Origin of the sequence: Actinomadura sp. RB99, assembly GCF_014706005.1 — a bacterium.
In the GTDB taxonomy this organism is placed as follows: domain Bacteria; phylum Actinomycetota; class Actinomycetes; order Streptosporangiales; family Streptosporangiaceae; genus Spirillospora.
In genome coordinates this window covers 1-17,885 of record NZ_JABMCA010000089.1, presented here as the reverse complement: position 1 = coordinate 17,885, position 17,885 = coordinate 1, and the positions used below count along the sequence as shown (strand labels likewise).

The window sequence follows — 17,885 nt, the reverse complement described above, 5'->3', positions numbered from 1 at the left end:
CTGGGGGGTCGTCCCCTCAGAGAGAGAAGGCTCATGTCAGCCTCCCTTCGGCGGGACGACCTGCAGGTAGATCCCGGTGATCACGAGGTTCATCAGGAACAGCAGCAGGAAGGTGATGACGACGGACTGGTTGACGACGTCGCCGACGCCCTTCGGCCCGCCCTTCGGGTTCAGGCCCCGGTACGCGGCGACCACGCCCGCGACGAACCCGAACAGCAGCGCCTTCGCCTCCCCCACGTAGATGTCGGGGAGCTGCGCCAGGGCGGAGAAGCTCGCGACGTACGCGCCGGGCGTACCGCCCTGCATCATGACGTTGAAGTAGTAGCCGCCCGCGACGCCGACGACCGAGACCAGGCCGTTCAGCAGCAGCGCGACCGCGACGCAGGCCAGCACGCGCGGCACCACGAGCCGCTGGACGGGCGAGACGCCGAGCACCTCCATCGCGTCCAGCTCCTCGCGGATCGTCCGGGCGCCGATGTCCGCGCAGATCGTCGAGCCCGCCACCCCGGACACCAGCAGCGCCACGATCATCGGGCTCGCCTGCTGGATCACCACCAGCACGCTGGCGGCGCCGGTGAACGACTGCGCGCCGAACTGCTGGGTGAGCGAGCCGACCTGCAGCGAGGTCACCGCGCCGAACGGGATCGACACGAGCGCGGTCGGCAGGATCGTGACGCTGGCGATGAACCAGAACTGCTCGACGAACTCGCGGAACTGGAACGGCCGGCGGAACGACATGCCGAGCACGGTGGCGCCGAGCGCGAACAGCCGCCCCGCCTGGCGCAGCGCGCTCAGCGGGAATTCGATGATCGGTGCCGCCACGGCCGGGCCTCCTTTCGCGTTCGCATGGTCCAGGAAAACTACTGGCGGGTAAATTCGATTCGCAAGAACCGGGGAGACGGAAATCACCGGCCTCGCGCTCTTCTATCCCGAACTGACATGTTCTTGATGATCATGAACATTTATTTGGCACCGGATAACACGTTCCGCGGCCGCCGGGAGGGGGCGCGCGAACGGCGCGGGACCGGCTATCGTCAAGGCCCACCCCGCGGGAAGGAACCGAAGTGAACCGACGTCATCTCGCAGTCCTGCTGCTCGCGCCGGCGCTCTCCCTCACCGCCTGCGGCGGCGGTGACGACGGCGGCGGCCCGTCGTCCGCGTCCGCCCCGCCCACCCCGGCCGGTTCCGCGGCCCCGTCCGGCGGCGGCACGCCGGGCGCCCCGTCCGGCGCGCCGTCCGGCAGCGGTTCCGGCGGGGGCGGCGGCGGTTCCGCCGCGTCCCCCGGCGCCCCGCAGGTCTCCTCCGCGCCGAGCAAGGTCGTCAACGAGTTCGTCGCGTGCATGCGCGCACACGGCGTCAAGGTCCCCGACGACGTCAGCCACTGGCAGCCCACCCCCGGCCCGGGCGACACCCGCATGCAGGGCGCCCTCCTCGCGTGCATGAAGTCCGCCGGCGCGAAGTGACCGCGCGTCCGCCCGCCCTCATACGCCGGGCTTCGCGCAGGGGGCGGCGCGGGTGAAGGCGTCGCCGATCGCGGGGGACGCGCGCAGCGCCTTCGTCGGCGGCCGGTAGCCGCCGAGCCGGCGCATCGCCGCCCCCGCGTTCGCCTGCGCCGTCCGGAACTCGGGCGTGCCGACCCGGCCGGTGCGCAGCCCGGACGCCGCGTCCCGCAGCTGCCGCCCGGTGGTCTCCAGGTCCTTGAGCGTCGCGTCCAGCACGGTCCGCCCGTCCGCGATCGGCGGCGATCCGGCCTGCTGGAGCCGGGTGCGCACGGTGTCGAGGCGCTTCGCCATCCCGGTCATGTACGCGGCGATGGCGCGCTCGGACGCGGCGACGTCCTGGGCTTTGATCTTGGGCAGCGGGGAGTCGGTGATGCCCGGCGGCATCGCGCGGCATACCCGTCCCGCCCAGGCGACGGTCGCCCGCGTCGCCTTCCGGCGCGGCTCCGCCTTCGTCGTGGGGGCCGAACCGGTGGCGGTCGGCGCGGCGGCGGCCGTGGTGCCCGGGCCGCCGCCGTCGTCGCCGCTGCATCCGGCCAGCGGCGCGGCGGCGAGGGACGCGAGGACGAGGCCGGCGATCGCGCGGCGCGCCATCGCGGTGCCCCTGATCTCGGTGCGCCTGGCCTCGGTGTTCCTGGCCTCGGTGTTCCTGGCCTCGGTGTTCCTGGCCTCGGCGTTCACAGCTGGTGCGTCCTGCACGAGCCGGCCTGGTCGAACGCCTTGGCCAGGGCCGGGTCGGTGCGCAGGTCCTTGGTGGGGCCCTGGTAGGTCTGCACCTTCTGCATCGCCTGCCCCGCCTCGGTGACCGCCGCCTTGAACGACTTCGCGTCGGTCACCTTCGCCTTGGCGAGGCCGGTGGACGCGGTCCGCACCGCCGACTCGGTGCCGCGCAGGTTGGCCAGTGCCGTGTTCAGGGCCGCCTGGCCGTTGTCGACGGGCGGCGCGCCCGCGCCCTGGAGCCGGGTCTCCATGCTCTGGAGCCGCTTCTCCATGGCGGTGAGGAAGCCGGCGAGGGCCTTGGCGGACTTCGCGCCGTCCTTCGGGTCGATCTGGGGGAAGGACAGGCCGGCGCCGCTCGCGGTGACGCCGTCGCAGACCTTCCCGGCCCACGCGACCTCCGGCTTGGCCTTGTCTCCGCCGCAGCCGGCGGCGGCCGCGGCCGTCACGGACGCGAGCACGGTGCCGATGATCAATCGCCGAATCATCGAACTCTCCTTCAGGAACTCGGGGTGGTGGGGCAGTTCGAGGTCGCGGGCTTCCCGGCGAGCCGGTCCGCGATGAACGCCATGGCGTCCGCGTTTCCGCGGTACACGAGCGTGATGTGGCTCAGGCCGTTCCACACCTTCCAGGTGAGGGGAACGCCCTCGGTGCAGTACTGCTGCCTGAGCGTGTTCGCCTGATTGAACGCGACGATCTCGTCCGCGTCGGAGTGGTATTGCAGGACGGGCACCTTGATGGGCGTTCCGCCGAGCCGGTTCTCGGTGACGCGGTCCGCCCACGGTTTCGTGCCCAGCGGGTTCGTGGTGAAGTAGTCGGCCACCTTCTTGCCCGGATAGTTCAGCAGCAGTTCGAGGGTGCAGTCGTGCTGCTGCATTCCGGCGACGGCGGCTTTTCCGGCGTCGTTGAGATAGGAGGCCAGATTCAGTTCCGGGTAGGCGTTGTCGAGGCCGATCAGCGCGTCGAGCAGGAACCCGAACGGCTTCTTGCCCTCCAGGCCGAGCGCGACCAGCGCGAGGTTGGCGGGGACGCCGCCGCCGACCACGCCGACGAGGTTCAGCTCCGGCGCGTAGGCGGGCTGGAGCTGCCCCGCCCACATGGCGGCGCCGCCGCCCTGCGAGTAGCCGCGGAAGACGACCTTCGCGTCCTTCGACAGGCCCGCGTCGGGCAGCCGCTGCGCGGCGCGGACGGCGTCCATGAGGGCGGGCCCCATCGACTTCCCGGCGACGTAGGTGGTCTTCGGGTCGGCGTGGTAGCCCTCGTAGTCCGGGACGGCGACCGCGTACCCGGCCTGGAGCATCTCGTTCAGCGCGGACTGCTCGTAGAAGGCGCCCTCGTCGATGAACTTGGACGGGGCGCACTGGAACGCCGGGCCGCTGGTGCCGGGCCCCCAGCCGATGATCGGCGCCTTCGCCCGGTCCGCGTTCTTCGGGACCAGGACCGTCCCGGTGACCGCGTCCGGCCTGCCGAGCGCGTCCGTGGACAGGTACATGACCTGCCAGGCGTCGGCCAGCCTGCGGGCGGTGGGCGGGCCGGCCTTCGACGGCCGGGACCGGATGACGTCGCCGGGCGCGCCGGCGGGCAGCGGGTCCGGCGGCGTGTAGAAGGCATCGCCGGGCGGAGCCGGGTCGGACGCGGCGAGGCCGGACGGGGCGGCGACGGGACGGGCGGGCGCCGCCTCGGCGGTCCCGGCGGTGGCCGCCGTCAACGCCGTCAACGCCGCGAGTGCGGCGACGAGCCGTACATGATGCATGCGGCGTACACGGCGCATGCGACGAGCGGCGGGCGCGCCGGCAGCGTGCGCACCGGCGCTCGAAGGCGCGTCGACGGCGGGGCGCCTGCGGCGGGCGGGGTGCGTGCGGACCTGCATCAGCCCTGCTCCTTCGGGGTGAGGGTCAGGTCGGCCGTGTTGCCGGGACCGGAGGTGAACGAGCCGAGCAGCCCGGTCAGCACGCCGCAGTCCTGGAGCGGGGGAAGCGTGAAGCCGGTGCTCGCGAGCCGTCCGCCCAGCGCCGGGTCGAAGGGGCCGCCGGAGTCCAGCGGGACGTCGGCGGGCGCGGCCGTCCGGCACTGATCGCCGCCGCCGACCGGAAGCCCGAACACCGCGAACGACGCCACTCGCACGTCCAGCGCGGCGTCGGCGGTCAGCTCGCCGCCGGCCAGCTTCCCGGTGGTCGCGGCGGGCCGCCCGAACGCGACGTCCGCCGTGACGGGCAGGAACCCCCAGGCTTTGAGGGCGCCCGTGGCGGGGTCGAGGTCGAGGGCTCCGGTGACGTTCCCGGTGCCCGGGTCGATGTCGGCGCTGAGGGAGCCGTTGAGCGGGACGGTCCCGGCGCCCGCCTTGACGGCCGCCGTCCCCCGCACCGTGTAGTCGTGGTGGGTCGGGGCGGGCGTGGAGTCGACGACGTCGAAGGTCGCGAGCACATCGTCCTGCCCGGGGTCCTGCGTGCACTCGGACTCGAAGGTGCCGAGCCCGGACGGGCCGCCGTCGGCGATCGACGGCGTCAGCGTGAGCACGAGGTCCCCGACGCGGATCGTCCCTTTGCCGGTCTTGCGGAACGTCAGCGGGACGGTGGTGCCGCGCGCGTGGACGTCGAAGGCGCCCTCGGCGGGGACGGCGGTGGTGTCGAGCTTCGAGGTGACGGGCACGGCCAGCCCGGACGGCACGTCGGGCACCGTGATCGACGCCTTCGCCAGCGCGGTGCCGTCGAGCTTCGCGGTCCCGACGGCGGCCAGGCCGCGGGTCGAGCCGGCGCTGACGGTGGAGACGGAGTCCACCGTGAACCCCGGCACCTGCTGTCCGCTGACCACGGTCTTCGGCACATCGGTGCTGATCTTGACGCTGACCGGCTCGGGGCCGATCAGCGGGAACACGCAGTGGTAGCCCAGGGTCAGCGAGACCGGGTCGGCCGCGGCGGGCGCCGCGGTCCCGGCGAGGGCGGCGGCGCCGGACGCGAGCGCGACGGCGCACGCGACGGCCGCGTTCCCGGCCGTCCGCCCGGCCGTTCGCCCGGCCGTTCTCCTCGTGGCTCTCACTGCTGTCTCTCCTGGTGCTCGTCCTGCGAGGGATGCGGGGGGATGCGTGTGCGGGGAGGTGGCCCCCGCCGCCGTCCCTGGAAGAGCGGCGGGGGCCGGAATCAGGACCGTTCGGTCACTGCCGGAGGATCACTTCTTCGGCGCGGCCTTCAGGTCGATCGTGTTCCCCGGGCCGGCGGCCAGCGCGCTGACCAGCGGGGTCAGGAAGCCGCAGCCGGTCAGGCCGGGCAGGGTGTAGGTGCCGGTGAGCGTCCCGCCGCCCGCCACGCTGAAGTTGGTGGACTTCAGCGGGATGTCGGCCGGGGCGCTCGTCTGGCAGGTGCTGCCGACGCCGAGGTCCATCCCGAACACCTTGATCGAGGGGATCTTGACGACGGTCTTGGTGTCGGTGCTGAGGGTGGTGCCCGACAGGGTGCCGGTCGTCTTGCCCTGCGGGGCGAAGGCGATGTCGGCGGTCGCCGGGATGAACCCGAACAGCGAGAAGGTGCCGGTGGTCGGGTTCAGCGTCAGGTCCGCGGAGACCTTGCCGCCGCCGTCGACCGTGGCGTTGACCGCGCCGTTCAGCGCGACCTTGCCGTTCAGGCCCTTGATGGTCGACGACCCGGACAGCGTGAACGCCGCGCCGCCGCCGGTCGGCGTGCCGGGCACGGTCACCGTGACGGGCGCGGACGCGTCGGACTCGTTGCCCGCGTTGTCCACGGCCGACACCGCGAAGGTGTGGTCGCCCTTGGCCAGGCCGGTGACCTTGGTCGAGGTGCCGGTGACCACGGCGGCGCCCTTCTTGCCGTCCACGGTCACGTAGTAGCCCTTGACGCCGGACCCGCCGTCGTTGTCGGTGGAGGCGTCCCAGGTCAGCGCCACGGAACCGTCGTCGGACCCGGTGCCCTTGACGTTCGCCGGGACGGACGGGGCGGTCTTGTCGGGGCCGGGGCCCGTCGCGACCTTCACGGTGACCGGCGCGGACGGGTCGGACTCGTTGCCCGCGTTGTCGACGGCCGACACCGCGAAGGTGTGGTCGCCGTCGGCCAGGCCGGAGACGGTCGTGGACGTACCCGTCACCAGGTCGCCCTTCTTACCGTCGACCGTCACGTAGTAGCCCTTGACGCCCGAGCCACCGTCGTTGTCGGTCGAGGCGTCCCAGGACAGCGCGACCGAGTCGTTGTTCGCCGTGCCCTTGACGTTCGCGGGAACCGACGGGGCGGTCTTGTCCGGGCCGGGGCCCGTCGCGACCTTCACCGTGACCGGAGCCGACGCGGCGGACTCGTTGCCCGCGTTGTCGACGGCCGACACCGCGAAGGTGTGGTCACCGTCCGCCAGACCGGAGACGGTCGTGGACGTACCCGTCACCAGGTCGCCCTTCTTACCGTCCACCGTCACGTAGTAGCCCTTGACGCCCGAGCCGCCGTCGTTGTCGGTCGAGGCGTCCCACTTCAGCGCCACCGAGCCACCGGTCGCCGTGCCGCTCACGTTCGCCGGCACGGACGGAGCCGTCGCGTCGGGCGGCGTCGTCGTGCCGCCGTCCTTGATCGTGAAGCTGAACAGGGTGTTGTCCTGCCCGGACTTCAGGTGGCAGGTGAAGTCGCCGAGGTTGGCGGGGTTGCCGTCGGCGTCGTAGGTCGTGAAGTTCTGGATGTCGATGTCGTCCAGGGCGACCTTGCCGGCGCCGGTCTTGGTGAACGACAGCGCCGGGGCCTTGCCCGGGCCGTTGATCGACACCGGGCCGGTCGGGGGCACCTGCGTCTTGTCGAGCTTCAGCGCCATCTGCAGCGGCACGGGGTTGGCGATCTCCGGGACCGTGATGGTCGGGTGCGCCAGGGCGGTCCCGTCCATCTGCACGGCGCCGAGCTGCTGGAGCCCGTTCTCGTTGACGTCCGCCGGAACGGTGGAGACGGACGTCACCTGGATCGCCTGCGAGATGAAGTCCTGCGCGGTGGTGTTCACCGGGACCTCGGTCGGGAAGTTCGACTTGACCTTGACGGTCAGGTCGCCGTCGCCCACCAGCGGGTACGGGCAGGTGTACTGCAGCGACTTCTCCGGCGAGGTCGGCAGGTCGCCCGCGAGGGTCTGCACCGGGTTCGGCGCCGGGTACTTGCCCGGGACCGGGTCCGGCTTCGGCGGGTTGGTGCCGTCGTCGATGAGGAACTGCTTCAGGACGTTGTTCTGCCCCGGCAGCTGCTTGCAGGACGCGTTGATCTGGCCGAGCCCGGTGGGCTTGCCGTCCGCGCCGAGCGGGCTGATCGCCAGGTCGAGGTTGCCGACCGTGATCTGCGCCCAGCCGGCCTTGTTGAACGTCAGCGGCACCTGCGTGCCGGTGGCGGTGATGTCGAACGGCCCCGAGTCGGGGACGTTCGCGTCGGCCAGCGTCATGTTCGGCTTCAGCGGCAGCCCGCTGGGGTACTGCGGCGCGACGAGCGACGCCTGCGCCTTCGCCGTGCCGGTCAGCTTCTTGGTGAGGGTCGTCCACAGGCCGAACGTGGTGTCGGCGCTGACGGTCGAGACCGCCTTGATGTTGATCGTGGGCGACGGGGTGTTCAGCGCGACCTTGTCCGGGATGTCGGTGGAGATCGCGACGTTGAGGTCCTGCTGCCCGATCAGCGGGTAGCTGCACCGGTACTTGAGGGTCAGGCCGGCGTCGGCGGACGCCGCCGGCGCCGCCACGACGCTCGCCATGGCGAGCATCAGGCCCGCCGTGGAGCCGAGGACCGTACCGGTCCTGACTCTTCGGGACATGTTCTTCGGTTTCACCTCGTACCTCTCGTGTGCGTGAGGTTGGGGGGGCATGCCGGGCCGCGGACCGGGTCCGCGACGTGCGGTGACGGGTCCGCCCCCGCCGGCGGGGAGGCGGGGGCGACGCCGTCGGCCAGGCGAGGCCGGGGCCTACGCCTTGGCGGTGACCGCGCCTTGGCGTGGACTACGCCTTGGCGGTGAGGTCGAGCGAGATCGTGTTGCCGGACCCGGCGGTGAAGAGGCTGAGGATCCCCGTCAGCGGGCCGCAGTTGTCGATGGAGGACAGCGAGTAGTCGCTCGTCTTGAGCGTGCCGCCCTTGGAGGGGATGAACTTGCCGTCCGACTTGAGGACGATGTCCGACGGCTGGGTGGTCTGGCACTGGTCGCCGCCGCCGATCGGGATGGCCCCGAACACGTTGAACGAGCCGAGCTTGACGAACATCTTGGAGTCCGTCGTGAGCTCGCTGTTGGCGTAGGTGCCGGTGGTCTTGCCCTGCTGGACGAAGGCGATGTCCGCGGTCACCGGCAGGATGCCGAGGATCTGGAAGTTGCCCTTGGTCGGGTTCAGCGTCAGGTCCGCCGTGACGTTGTCGGCGGGCTTGGTGACGTCGAGGTCGGCCTCGACGCTCCCGGTGAGGGCGGTGGTGCCGTTCGGCGCCTTGATGAACGACGACCCCTTGAGGTCGAAGGAGTAGTGGATCGGCGCGGCGGCCGAGGCCGGCATCGCCGACGCGATGGCGGCGGCGCCGAGCGCGATGGCCGCGCCGGCGAGCATCCCGCCCCTGCGCCGGGTGTTCTTGGTGGTCTTCACTGGTACCTCTCGATTCTCTGAAACGCGGTTATCCGATGTGCTGCTCACCCCCGATACCGCATCACCTCCTGAGAACCGTTTTCCGTGGTGTTACGCCGGTAAGCTACTCGCCGTCAACCGCATTCGTCATCGGACGCCGATGACAAATTCTGAGACGTTTCAATCGCCGCCTCACGTGGCCTTTATTGTTGAATGACAACGCTTTTTCGGGCATGCTGAGCAGGCATGATGTCCGTTCGACGGGCATGTCTTTCCCTGGCCGCCGGGCCAGGCGAGCCGTTATCTCTTCAGTTCCGGCATTGCCGGCGGGCAGGTGGCCGCGGCGCGGCCGCAGATGGTTCCCTGGCTGACCTTCAGATAGTTTCCGGGCCCCGAAACGGCGCCGGTGAAAAGCGGGTCCAGGTTCTCTCCCGACCCGCATCCCTTGAAGGGAGGTATCTCGAAGGAGCCGTGGAGCGTCCCGCCCTTGACGATGTTGGTGATGTCGGCGCCGGGGGCGTCGCCGAGCTCGATGTCCACCGCCCGGTCGGACGCGCAGTGCGCGCCGACGTCCAGCGGCGTCCCGTTGACCGTCACGTCGTACAGCCGGATCGTGACGCGCATCCGGGCCTGGACGCGCTGCCGCGTCTGGCCCTTCTCGTACGGCGCGGAGGTCTCCGTGCCGAGCCCGACCTGGTCCATCTCCATCGTGGCCGTCGTGGGCATGAAGCCGAACGTCAGGAAGGTCGCCTTCGAGCGCAGCGGCTCGTGGAACCGGAAGCGGACGTCCGTCCCGGTGCCCGTGGGCAGGTTCGGGACGATGTTGTACTCGACGTTCGTCAGCGCCGGGTTCGGGGCGGCCGGGTCATTGAGCACGGTCGCGCCGTCGAGCTTGCGCACGTTCGCGAAGCCGTTCATGTAGACGCAGCCGGAGATCAGCCATCCGGGCTCCTTGAGGTCCTGGCAGTCCGGCGGGGCCTCCCCCGCGGGCACCGCCGCGGTCGCCTTGGGGGACGGGGCGGGGGCGGGCGCGGTGCCGTCCGCCACCACGGGGACCGCCGCGAGGACCCGCGCCTGTCCTTGCGCGGGGGTGCAGGCGACGGGGGTCTCCTTGGTGCCGCCGGCGGCGGGCGCGGGCGCGGGCCCGAGGCCCAGGTCGAGTTCGCCGAGGCTGAACGAGAGGGTGCCCGAGGGCCCGGCGGTCGCGGCGGCGGGCCGCCCGGACGCGGTGAGCGTCACGTCCCCCTCGCCGTCGCCGGGCACGGCCGCGGGCTCGACGGTGAACGCGGGCCAGTCCGCCTTGGCGGCCGTCCCGTTCTGCGTGGTCTGCGCCGCCACCTGCACGGTCCCGCCGACCTTCGCCGCGTCGAGGTCCGCAAGGGCGGCGCGCGGGACGGTCAGGGTCGCCGTCGCGTCGCCCGGCCGCACCTGCTCGCCCGGCCGCGCCGACGCCGGGAACGGCGCCCGGTAGCGGACGCTCACCTGCTGCGGCCCGGCGGGGAACGCGCACTGGTACGACACCGTGAGGTCGGCGTTCTGGGTGCCCGTGGCCTCGGCCCCGGCACCGCTCAGGCCGGCGGCGAGCAGCGCGCCGGCCCCGGCCGCCGCCATCAGGCGGCCGGCCCGACGTGCGCGCACACTGATCATCGCCCCACCCATCGGAGATCGTCCGTCCGGCCCGCCGGCGGTCGCGTAACGCGCCTGTCACGAGCCCGGGACCGGATGGGACCACGAAAGAACGCGGCCGCACAAGACGACCGGAAAAATTGCTCACCCAGCGCGCAAGGAAAAGCCTTGTTCATACTCCGATGAGCATCGGCCGATCATTTGAAATGCTTGTCAACCGGCTGACAAGCGCGCGTTCCCGAACTTTATCCGAGTGATAAGGCGCGCTCGCCGGGGCGGACGATAATGGCTTTTCCCCGGCCGCCGCGCGGCGCGGGGCCGCCGACGTCTCATCCGAAGGACCCGAGGTGAAGCCGATGCCAGCTCGTACCCGGCCGGCGGTGGCGGCGCTGCTGCTCGCCGCGACGCTTCTGTCCGCCGCCGGCTGCGGCGGCGGTGACGGCGGGGGCGACGGCGCCGCGTCCGCACCGCCCCCGGTGTCCCTCGGCTCCCCCGCCGCGTCCGGCGGCGCGGCGTCGCCGGACGGCGGCACGCCGCCCGCGTCGACGCCGACGCCGACCGCCACCGCCCCCACCTCCGCACCGGCCGTGCCCAGGCCCGGCCCGAAGGTGACCAGGCCGACCACCGCGCCGTCCAAGACCGTCACCGCGTTCGCCCGGTGCATGCGGGCGCACGGCGTCGACGTCCCCGACAACGTGAGCACCTGGACGCCCCCGCCCGGCGCCGACAAGACCAAGACTCAGACGGCCCTGCTGGCCTGCATGAAGGCGTTCTCCACGCCCTGATCCTGGCCGCGCGGATCGGCGCGGTGCGAGGCGGGCCGCCCGAGCACCGCGCCGACGCGTGCCCGGCCGGTCAGGCGGCGGTGCCGGCGGCCCGGGGAGTGATCTCGCGGATGAAGGCGGCCACCTCCTTGATGGCCTCGTGCCCTTCGGGGACGGCACCGGCGAAGGCCGCGAACACGTGCACCTGGTTCTCCCAGATCTGGAGGCGGTGCGGGACGTCGGCGGCGGCGAGCCGCTCCGTCATCAGCTCCGCGTCGTAGCGGAGCGCCTCGCGGGAGCCGGCGACGATGAGGACCGGCGGCAGGCCCCGCAGGTCCCGGTCGCACGGGGACGGCAGCGGGCCCGGGTCCATCCCGGCGAGGAGCAGGCGGTTCAGCTTCTTCAGGCGGTGGACGGGCACGTAGGCGTCACGGCGGGTGAACTCGTAGGACGCGCGGCCCTCGTGGTCGAGGTCCACCAGCGGGGACAGCGCGACGATCCCGGCGGGCTTCGGCAGGCCGTTCTCCATGGCGGTGAGGGCGGTGGTGAAGGCGAGGAAGCCGCCCGCCGAGTCGCCCGCGATGACGATGTCGTCCGGCGCGTGCCCCTGCTCCAGCAGCCATGCGTAGGCGTTGAGGGCGTCCGCCATCGAGATGACGAGGGACGATCCGGGAAGCTGCCGGTAGGCGACGGAGAAGGCGACCGCGCCGGACCGCGACGCGATCCTCGCGACCAGGCCGCGGTGCGTGCGCAGGCCGCAGCAGAAGAAGCCGCCGCCGTGCAGGTAGAGCACCACGCGCCCGGAGTCGGCGCCTTCGGGGCGGATCCATTCGCCGTGGAAGCCGTCCAGGTCGACGCGTTCGACGCGGGTGCCGCGCTCCGGGCGCATCAGCAGCGGCGCCGCCCAGTCCAGGACGACCGCGAGGCGCAGCATGAGCCGGGTCAGCGGGCTGTAGAAGAACACCGGCCGGACGAAGACCTTCATGAAAAGCGCGAACCTGCGCGCCTTCCCACTGGTGTCGGGACGATGCTCGATAACACGTTCCATGCGGACTCCTCAGCGCGGGGCGCGCACACCCGACCGCCCGGGAAATGGACGCAGCGCAGCGTACAGCAGGAATCCGCACCGTCCGGAAAATGCTCACCGGGCTTCAAGAAAACGGTTCGGAATCCGCACCCCCGCAACACCTTCGGAGAAACGCTCGCCCCGCCCCGGACGGGCTGTGTTAAGTGGTCGCATGGGCAAGAAGAGACCGGCGTGGCAGAGCCGGCTGGCCGGCTTCGGCAGCGGCCCGGACGACGCGGACGGCGAGCGGCGGATCACCCCGCAGGCCGTCCGGGACCGCAAGTTCGCGACGACCCGCCTCACGCAGGGCTACGCCGTCGAGGAGGTCGACGCGTTCCTCGACCTGGTGACCAACGAGCTGGCGCGGCTGATCCGGGAGCGCGACGAGGCGCGGGCCGCCGCGCGGTGGCCGCGCGAGGGGCAGGTCCCGTGAGCGGTCTCAGGCCCGGTCGCCCCGCCCGGCCGCCTCGTTCCGCAGGGCCGCGTACCGCATCGCCGCCGCGCTGCGCGGCACCGGCGGCGGCTGGACGGCCCGCCGCGGCTCGACGACCGGAGCCGGCAGGACCGGCGCGGCCCACGCGTCGCGCCGCGGGGCGAACGGCGACCGCTCGGGAACGGCGGCCTCCTCGGCGGCCGGTTCCCCGGCCGGTTCCCCGGCGGGCTCCTCCCGCTCGTGGCGCGGGATCAGGAAGACCGACGCCGCTGCCAGGACCAGCCCCACCGCCGACAGCGCGAACTTGCGGGGCGTCTCCGGCCACGGCTGCCCGTACACCATGATCCCGCCGAGCCAGAGCGACGCCTTGGACCCGACCGCCAGCATGATGATCACCACGGACAGCCGGCAGCGCTGCAGCCCGATCTGCGCCAGCCCCGCCCCGAGCAGCCCCGCGACGACGACGATGTAGAGGTGCGGCGTCCGCAGCACCTCCTGCCACGCCGACGGGTCGTGCCGCAGGAGCCGGGCGATGGCCGCGCCGGAGCTCTCCGCGCACCCGACGAGCGCCCCCGCGCCCAGCCCGAACGCGACGCCCGTGACGCGCTTGGCGTGCCGCCCGTCCACCGGGCTGTCGCGCACGACGAACAGCCACATCGGGAACACCAGCGACGGCCCGATGAGCAGCGCGACCTTCCACAGCGGCGCGTGCGGGTCCCACGGACCGGCCGACCCGGCCGGGACCGTGCCGCGCAGCAGCCCGCCCGCGGCCGCGAACGCCAGCAGCGCCAGGACGAGCACCGCCAGCGCCCCCAGCTCGCCGGGCGTCACCCGCTCCCGGAAGTTGGTGACCGCCACGAGCAGCAGCACCACCATGACCGGCCCGTACATCGGCACCACCGCGCTGACCGGGATCCGCGTCAGCACGATGCTCTGCACGACCATCCCGCCGATCAGCAGGCCCAGCCCGACCAGCCACGCGGGGCTGGACGCCAGCGTCCACGTCGTGTGCAGGAACCGGGCCCCGGTGAGCCGCGGCATCCGGCGACCCGTGACCTTGAAGACCGTGAAGCCCGCGACATAGGCGACCGGTGCCGCGACGGCAAGAGCAAGCGCCCCCATGGCCGCTCCTTAGACTGAGGCCGATATTCGGCCAGTGTGCGTGTTAACACAGGCTTCTCACAAGGGAGTCGCCCGCGAAATCGCCGCCACGGCGGAATCCCCATCGCTTTTTATAAGAAAGCGATAAAACCCCCGGGGTGGGCCCGGGGGTTCCGTTCAGCGGACGACCGTGCCGGGCTCGTCGAGCCAGACGCTCTGCCCGTCCGGCGTCACCGTGATCCCGTACCGGGACGCCTCCGGCTCCCCGGCCGCGTGCCACCGCTCCCTGGTCTCGTGAAGGACCGTCTGCGGCAGTCGCTGGCCGTGCAGCGGCATGAACCAGGACGGTTCGGTGAAGCGTCCCTCGGCGGTGCCGTCCGCCCCCACCGTGAGCACGGCCAGCGGCCCGTCCGGATGGAACGTCGCGGCCCACGGCACCACGATCAGCCCGCCCGGCTTGGTCTGCTCGACCCAGGCGTAGGGGACGGTATGCGCCGCCGCGGTCGCGATAACCCGATCGAACGGCGCATGGGACGGCGCTCCGGCCTCCCCATCGCCCGCGATGACGACCACGCCGGGACGCCCGGCCGCCCGCAGCGCGGCCCGCGCGTGCTCGGCCATCTCCCCATCGACCTCGACCGTCACGACCACGGCCCCCAACTCCGCGAGGCACGCGGCGTTGTACCCGGTCCCGGTGCCGATCTCCAGCACGCGCATACCGGCTTCGAGACGCAGCGCGCAGATCATCTGCGCCATCATCGACGGCCCCGTCGAAGAGGACGTGGGCCACGCCCCGTCCTTCACCATCGTGATGATCGGCTCGTCCGCCTCCACGAGCCGCTCCCACTCCTCCGGCTCGTCGGCCCGCGCGAGCGTCACGAGACGGCCGTCCCGTACCACCCACACCGTCTCCGGAATGAACAGGCGGCGATCGACGGGCGGGAGCCCGGCGAACCCGCTCACGCTTTACCGGTCCCATTGCAGGAGCCGCAGTTGATCTTCTGCGTCTTGCCGTCGAGACTGACTTCCGTCCACCCCATGCCGCCGCAGGCCCCGCAGGCCTGCGGGTTTCCATGCTTTCCCATCTATCGGCTCCTTCCATTGCTGTTCTTCTCGAAATGGGCCCGCCCGCCCGGCGGTGTGGGGGAACGATGCGCCGCCCCTGGGGGGACACGAGCGGCACCGGCCCGCCGGACGGGCGGGTGTCTACAGGGCCAGCCGCGCCCACACGACCTTGCCCAGGCCCCCGTCCAGGTGCCGGTATCCGCACCCGCCCGACGCGAGGGAGCGGACCATCATCAGGCCCCGGCCGTCCTCGGCGTCGAAGTCCGCCTTCGGGACGACCGGCGGCGCGTGCGACGGGTCCCACACCCGGAACTCGATCGCGCCGGCCAGCCGCGTCACCCACGCCTGGATCTCGTGCCCCTCGACGGCGTGCACCACGGCGTTCGTCGCCAACTCGGACATGATCGTCCGCCCCACGTAGTCGTGTCCCGCGAGCCCCCACTCCTCGCACGCCTGCGTGACGAGCGTCCGCGTCAGATACACGCTCTCCGGATAGGCATGCCAACGAAGCGTGAACTCGTCCCGCGAACAGGAATTACCCCGTATGCCCGAATTGCCGTCCATAACACCCACCTTTCCCGGCCGAACTCGCTCCCCACTGTGCCGCCACCGATTAGGCTTGTCGCGTTTCCTTCAGAAAATTCAAGGTTAAGGATCTTGCATGCCGAAGATCGATAACCTCAACCCCGACCACAACCCCTGGCATTGGATGGCCGTTGACCTGCGAATATGGCGACTAGAGCGCAACCTTTCACAGGCCGAACTCGGTGAGATCTTGAGAGTCGACGGCTCCACGGTTTCGAACTATGAATCGGGCACGTCGAAAGTACCGCTAGAGAAGGCCGAAATTCTTGACCAACTTTGGCGCACTCGCGGGCACTTTGCCCGACTTCGCCGCTACGCCGAAGCGGCGCACGACCCGAACTGGTTCAACGCCTACACCAAGTACGAAGAAAGAGCTGAGGCCATCAACGTGTACTCCGCCCTCGTGATTCATGCGCTCTTCCAGACCGAGGAGTACGCCCGTGCACTGATCGAGGGCGCGCAGATGGTCGACGACATCGAGGGGACACTCGCAGCGCGCATGGCACGTCAGGCAAGTTGGAGTCGCGCCGAACCACCTGAGGTGCGGATCTTTGTACGGCAATCAGTGCTCGAAGACCCGGTCGGAGGCCCCGAGGTGATGCGCGCGCAACTCGGCCACCTGCTCGAGCTGAGCCATCGCAAGGGGACCGTCGTTCGAGCGCTCCCCAAGGCCAAGGCGGCACATGCCGGGGTGGACGGCTCATTCACGATCTTGAGGATAGGGCGAGGGGAACATGCCTGGTCAGCTGCTGTAGGAGGCGGCCGACTCATATCGGACCCGGAGCTGATCAGGGACTACAGACTACGGCATGAGCTGATAGGGGATGATTCTCTGTCTCGAGACTCCACCCGGAGTCTTCTGCGCGACTTGATGGAGGCCATGAAGTGAGTGAGCCCGTTTGGCGCAAATCCAGCCGCAGCGGTTCGGGCGCTGGCGGAGGTCAAGACTGTGTTGAGATCGCCTTCCTCGCCGATGGACGGGGAATCCGGGACAGCAAAGCTCCAGAGGCCGGTCACCTCACCCTCTCCCCAGACACCTTCGCCCAGCTCATCGCCCGGGTGAAGCGCGGCGACCTGAACATCTAACTCCTACGGCCAACGCGCGCCGCCTCGCCTTCGACCTACCGTGACAAGCGGGCCGGCCGAAGGCGAGGCCCGTACCCGCAGGTCCATCAACCGCCTACAGCACACCCCTACCGGCGAAGCATCGCCGAGCCTGATCGGCTGCCGGTGTGCGCCCGTGGCAGGCGTGGGTGCCTGCTGTTGCTGTCGCTGCTGCTGTCAGCCTTCGCGAGTCAGGCGACCTTAATGGAGTGGGGGCCGACGCTGACGGTGATGTCCACGTGTCCGCCGAGTGCGGTGGCGTAGGCGCGGAGTGTCTCCAACTCCATGGCTTCGATGTCGCCGTTCTCGATCTGTGAGACCCGGGATTGTGAAACGCCGAGAATCTGGGCGACCTCGGCCTGTGACTTGCCGACAGCCTTGCGAAGTTCCTTGAGATGGTGGCCGGCGACGTAGGGGTCCAGTTCGGCGCGCGCGAGCCTGCCGCTCGGGCTCGGCCAGTTCCGGGTTGCGGCGGTGCGCTTCGGCCTTGATGTCCTGCCAGCGGCGTCCGGTGCTCATCGTCCGGCCTCCTTGTCCTTCACAGCCCGGTACTCGGCGTAGCGGGCTTCGGCCAGTGGGATGGCCTCGTCGTACTGTCCGGCCTTGTCTCCGGCCACAAGGAAGATCGCGGCGCGGTCCGGGTCGAAGACGAACAGCATGCGGTTCTCCGACCGGCCACGGCTCACGGGCCGCAACTCCTTGAGGTTGCGCAGGTCGCTGTGCTCCAGGGTGTCGACGAGCGGACGCCCAAGCGTCGGCCCGACCTCGGCCAGCCTGTCGATGGCTTGCTCGATCAACGCTGCGGTATGTCCGACTCGCACAGCTTGAGGAACCAGCTTTCGACCGGTTCGAGGAGGATGACATCCCAGGCCACAGAGCAAATATAACCTGTGACTCATATTCACGGTGACCCCGTCCGACCCGCTGCCTGCGCCGGTTGCTGTCGAAGAAGACGCTCCGGGCCGTGCGGCTCCGAGGCGTTCTCGCTGGTCACGTGAGGAGGGCAGGAGCGGGGCCGAACACGTCTGACCCCGCGCCCAATGCGCGCCGCCTCGCCTTCGACCTATCGTGAGCGGGCTCCATCATTAGCAGGGCGTGGCCCGACCGGCTGCTCCGTTTGAAGGGTTCCCTCATGTCCGAGCCGATCTCCCTTGAGGTGGGAGTCGCCCAAGGGCGCGCGGTTAAAGGACCGCACCTTGTCGTCCGTGCCGGTTCTTTCTTCTGCGGCGGCATCGTGGTCGAGCGTCCTGAGCAGGACGCTTCCTAATGCTGTTGTCAAGCCGCAGCGGTGACCGGTGGTGTGAGCTGATAGCACCGTCCGTCACGCAGAAGTGCCCACAGAACGTTCACTCGTCGGCGGGCCAGGGCCAGT

At 71.0% G+C, this 17,885-nt stretch carries 20 protein-coding genes; 5 read left to right on the top strand and 15 right to left on the bottom strand.

Annotated features, from left to right (window positions below; translation table 11 throughout):
- Positions 1–36: 36 nt before the first annotated feature.
- Positions 37–738, bottom strand: coding sequence for an ABC transporter permease (locus tag amrb99_RS43470; RefSeq protein WP_190867726.1), 702 nt, complete (start codon positions 736–738; stop codon positions 37–39).
- A 326-nt stretch (positions 739–1,064) separates the two neighbouring features.
- Between amrb99_RS43470 and amrb99_RS43465 the strand changes: the two genes are divergently transcribed.
- Positions 1,065–1,463, top strand: a complete 399-nt coding sequence (locus tag amrb99_RS43465) for a hypothetical protein (protein WP_190867692.1) — start codon at positions 1,065–1,067, stop codon at positions 1,461–1,463.
- Between the two features lie 18 nt (positions 1,464–1,481).
- Here amrb99_RS43465 and amrb99_RS43460 read toward each other — a convergent pair whose 3' ends face one another.
- The 7 genes from amrb99_RS43460 to amrb99_RS43430 all read right to left on the bottom strand — a co-directional run bounded on the left by amrb99_RS43460 (position 1,482) and on the right by amrb99_RS43430 (position 10,416).
- The gene (locus amrb99_RS43460) at positions 1,482–2,180 is read right to left on the bottom strand and encodes a hypothetical protein (protein ID WP_190867690.1); all 699 of its coding nucleotides are present in this window, start codon (positions 2,178–2,180) and stop codon (positions 1,482–1,484) included.
- The gene (locus amrb99_RS43455) at positions 2,177–2,704 is read right to left on the bottom strand and encodes a hypothetical protein (RefSeq protein ID WP_190867688.1); all 528 of its coding nucleotides are present in this window, start codon (positions 2,702–2,704) and stop codon (positions 2,177–2,179) included. The genes amrb99_RS43460 and amrb99_RS43455 overlap by 4 nt, the downstream gene beginning before the upstream one ends.
- 11 nt (positions 2,705–2,715) lie before the next feature.
- Entirely contained in the window at positions 2,716–3,969 is a 1,254-nt protein-coding gene (locus tag amrb99_RS43450) for a lipase family protein (RefSeq protein ID WP_190867687.1), read from the bottom strand.
- A gap of 116 nt (positions 3,970–4,085) precedes the next feature.
- Positions 4,086–5,252: a DUF6801 domain-containing protein gene (locus amrb99_RS43445; RefSeq protein ID WP_190867685.1), complete on the bottom strand. Its 1,167-nt coding sequence runs from the start codon at positions 5,250–5,252 to the stop codon at positions 4,086–4,088.
- A 129-nt stretch (positions 5,253–5,381) separates the two neighbouring features.
- On the bottom strand, positions 5,382–7,982 hold the full coding sequence (locus amrb99_RS43440) for a DUF6801 domain-containing protein (RefSeq protein ID WP_190867683.1): 2,601 nt from the start codon (positions 7,980–7,982) through the stop codon (positions 5,382–5,384).
- A 181-nt stretch (positions 7,983–8,163) separates the two neighbouring features.
- Positions 8,164–8,790 (bottom strand): hypothetical protein, encoded by a 627-nt coding sequence (locus amrb99_RS43435; protein ID WP_190867681.1) that lies wholly within the window; start codon positions 8,788–8,790, stop codon positions 8,164–8,166.
- Positions 8,791–9,069: 279 nt separating this feature from the next.
- Positions 9,070–10,416: a DUF6801 domain-containing protein gene (locus tag amrb99_RS43430; protein WP_190867679.1), complete on the bottom strand. Its 1,347-nt coding sequence runs from the start codon at positions 10,414–10,416 to the stop codon at positions 9,070–9,072.
- A gap of 335 nt (positions 10,417–10,751) precedes the next feature.
- Between amrb99_RS43430 and amrb99_RS43425 the strand changes: the two genes are divergently transcribed.
- On the top strand, positions 10,752–11,180 hold the full coding sequence (locus amrb99_RS43425) for a hypothetical protein (RefSeq protein WP_190867677.1): 429 nt from the start codon (positions 10,752–10,754) through the stop codon (positions 11,178–11,180).
- 70 nt (positions 11,181–11,250) lie between these two features.
- Here amrb99_RS43425 and amrb99_RS43420 read toward each other — a convergent pair whose 3' ends face one another.
- The gene (locus amrb99_RS43420) at positions 11,251–12,207 is read right to left on the bottom strand and encodes an alpha/beta hydrolase (RefSeq protein WP_190867675.1); all 957 of its coding nucleotides are present in this window, start codon (positions 12,205–12,207) and stop codon (positions 11,251–11,253) included.
- Between the two features lie 190 nt (positions 12,208–12,397).
- On the opposite strand from amrb99_RS43420, the gene amrb99_RS51980 reads away from it, so the two are divergent.
- Positions 12,398–12,658, top strand: coding sequence for a DivIVA domain-containing protein (locus amrb99_RS51980; RefSeq protein ID WP_190867673.1), 261 nt, complete (start codon positions 12,398–12,400; stop codon positions 12,656–12,658).
- Between the two features lie 6 nt (positions 12,659–12,664).
- Here the strand turns inward: amrb99_RS51980 and amrb99_RS43410 are convergent, their stop codons facing one another.
- From amrb99_RS43410 to amrb99_RS43400, 4 genes are all read right to left on the bottom strand, one after another.
- On the bottom strand, positions 12,665–13,780 hold the full coding sequence (locus tag amrb99_RS43410) for a hypothetical protein (RefSeq protein ID WP_190867671.1): 1,116 nt from the start codon (positions 13,778–13,780) through the stop codon (positions 12,665–12,667).
- Between the two features lie 156 nt (positions 13,781–13,936).
- Positions 13,937–14,722, bottom strand: coding sequence for a methyltransferase domain-containing protein (locus amrb99_RS43405; RefSeq protein WP_190867669.1), 786 nt, complete (start codon positions 14,720–14,722; stop codon positions 13,937–13,939).
- The gene (locus amrb99_RS52845) at positions 14,719–14,844 is read right to left on the bottom strand and encodes a hypothetical protein (RefSeq protein WP_277820217.1); all 126 of its coding nucleotides are present in this window, start codon (positions 14,842–14,844) and stop codon (positions 14,719–14,721) included. The genes amrb99_RS43405 and amrb99_RS52845 overlap by 4 nt, the downstream gene beginning before the upstream one ends.
- A 121-nt stretch (positions 14,845–14,965) precedes the next feature.
- Positions 14,966–15,388, bottom strand: coding sequence for an ATP-binding protein (locus amrb99_RS43400; RefSeq protein ID WP_347257114.1), 423 nt, complete (start codon positions 15,386–15,388; stop codon positions 14,966–14,968).
- Positions 15,389–15,485: 97 nt separating this feature from the next.
- Here amrb99_RS43400 and amrb99_RS43395 point away from each other — a divergent pair, with 97 nt between their 5' ends.
- Together amrb99_RS43395 and amrb99_RS43390 are read left to right on the top strand one after the other, a co-directional pair.
- The gene (locus amrb99_RS43395; protein ID WP_190867666.1) at positions 15,486–16,298 is read left to right on the top strand and encodes a helix-turn-helix transcriptional regulator; all 813 of its coding nucleotides are present in this window, start codon (positions 15,486–15,488) and stop codon (positions 16,296–16,298) included.
- The gene (locus tag amrb99_RS43390) at positions 16,295–16,495 is read left to right on the top strand and encodes a DUF397 domain-containing protein (protein ID WP_190867664.1); all 201 of its coding nucleotides are present in this window, start codon (positions 16,295–16,297) and stop codon (positions 16,493–16,495) included. The genes amrb99_RS43395 and amrb99_RS43390 overlap by 4 nt, the downstream gene beginning before the upstream one ends.
- 209 nt (positions 16,496–16,704) lie before the next feature.
- Here amrb99_RS43390 and amrb99_RS43385 read toward each other — a convergent pair whose 3' ends face one another.
- Together amrb99_RS43385 and amrb99_RS43380 are read right to left on the bottom strand one after the other, a co-directional pair.
- Complete coding sequence (locus tag amrb99_RS43385) at positions 16,705–16,935, bottom strand: helix-turn-helix domain-containing protein (RefSeq protein ID WP_241756494.1); 231 nt, start codon at positions 16,933–16,935, stop codon at positions 16,705–16,707.
- Positions 16,936–17,028: 93 nt separating this feature from the next.
- Positions 17,029–17,310 carry a type II toxin-antitoxin system RelE/ParE family toxin gene (locus amrb99_RS43380; protein WP_347257113.1) on the bottom strand — a complete coding sequence of 94 codons (282 nt, stop codon included), beginning with the start codon at positions 17,308–17,310 and terminating at the stop codon, positions 17,029–17,031.
- Positions 17,311–17,885 lie beyond the last annotated feature (575 nt).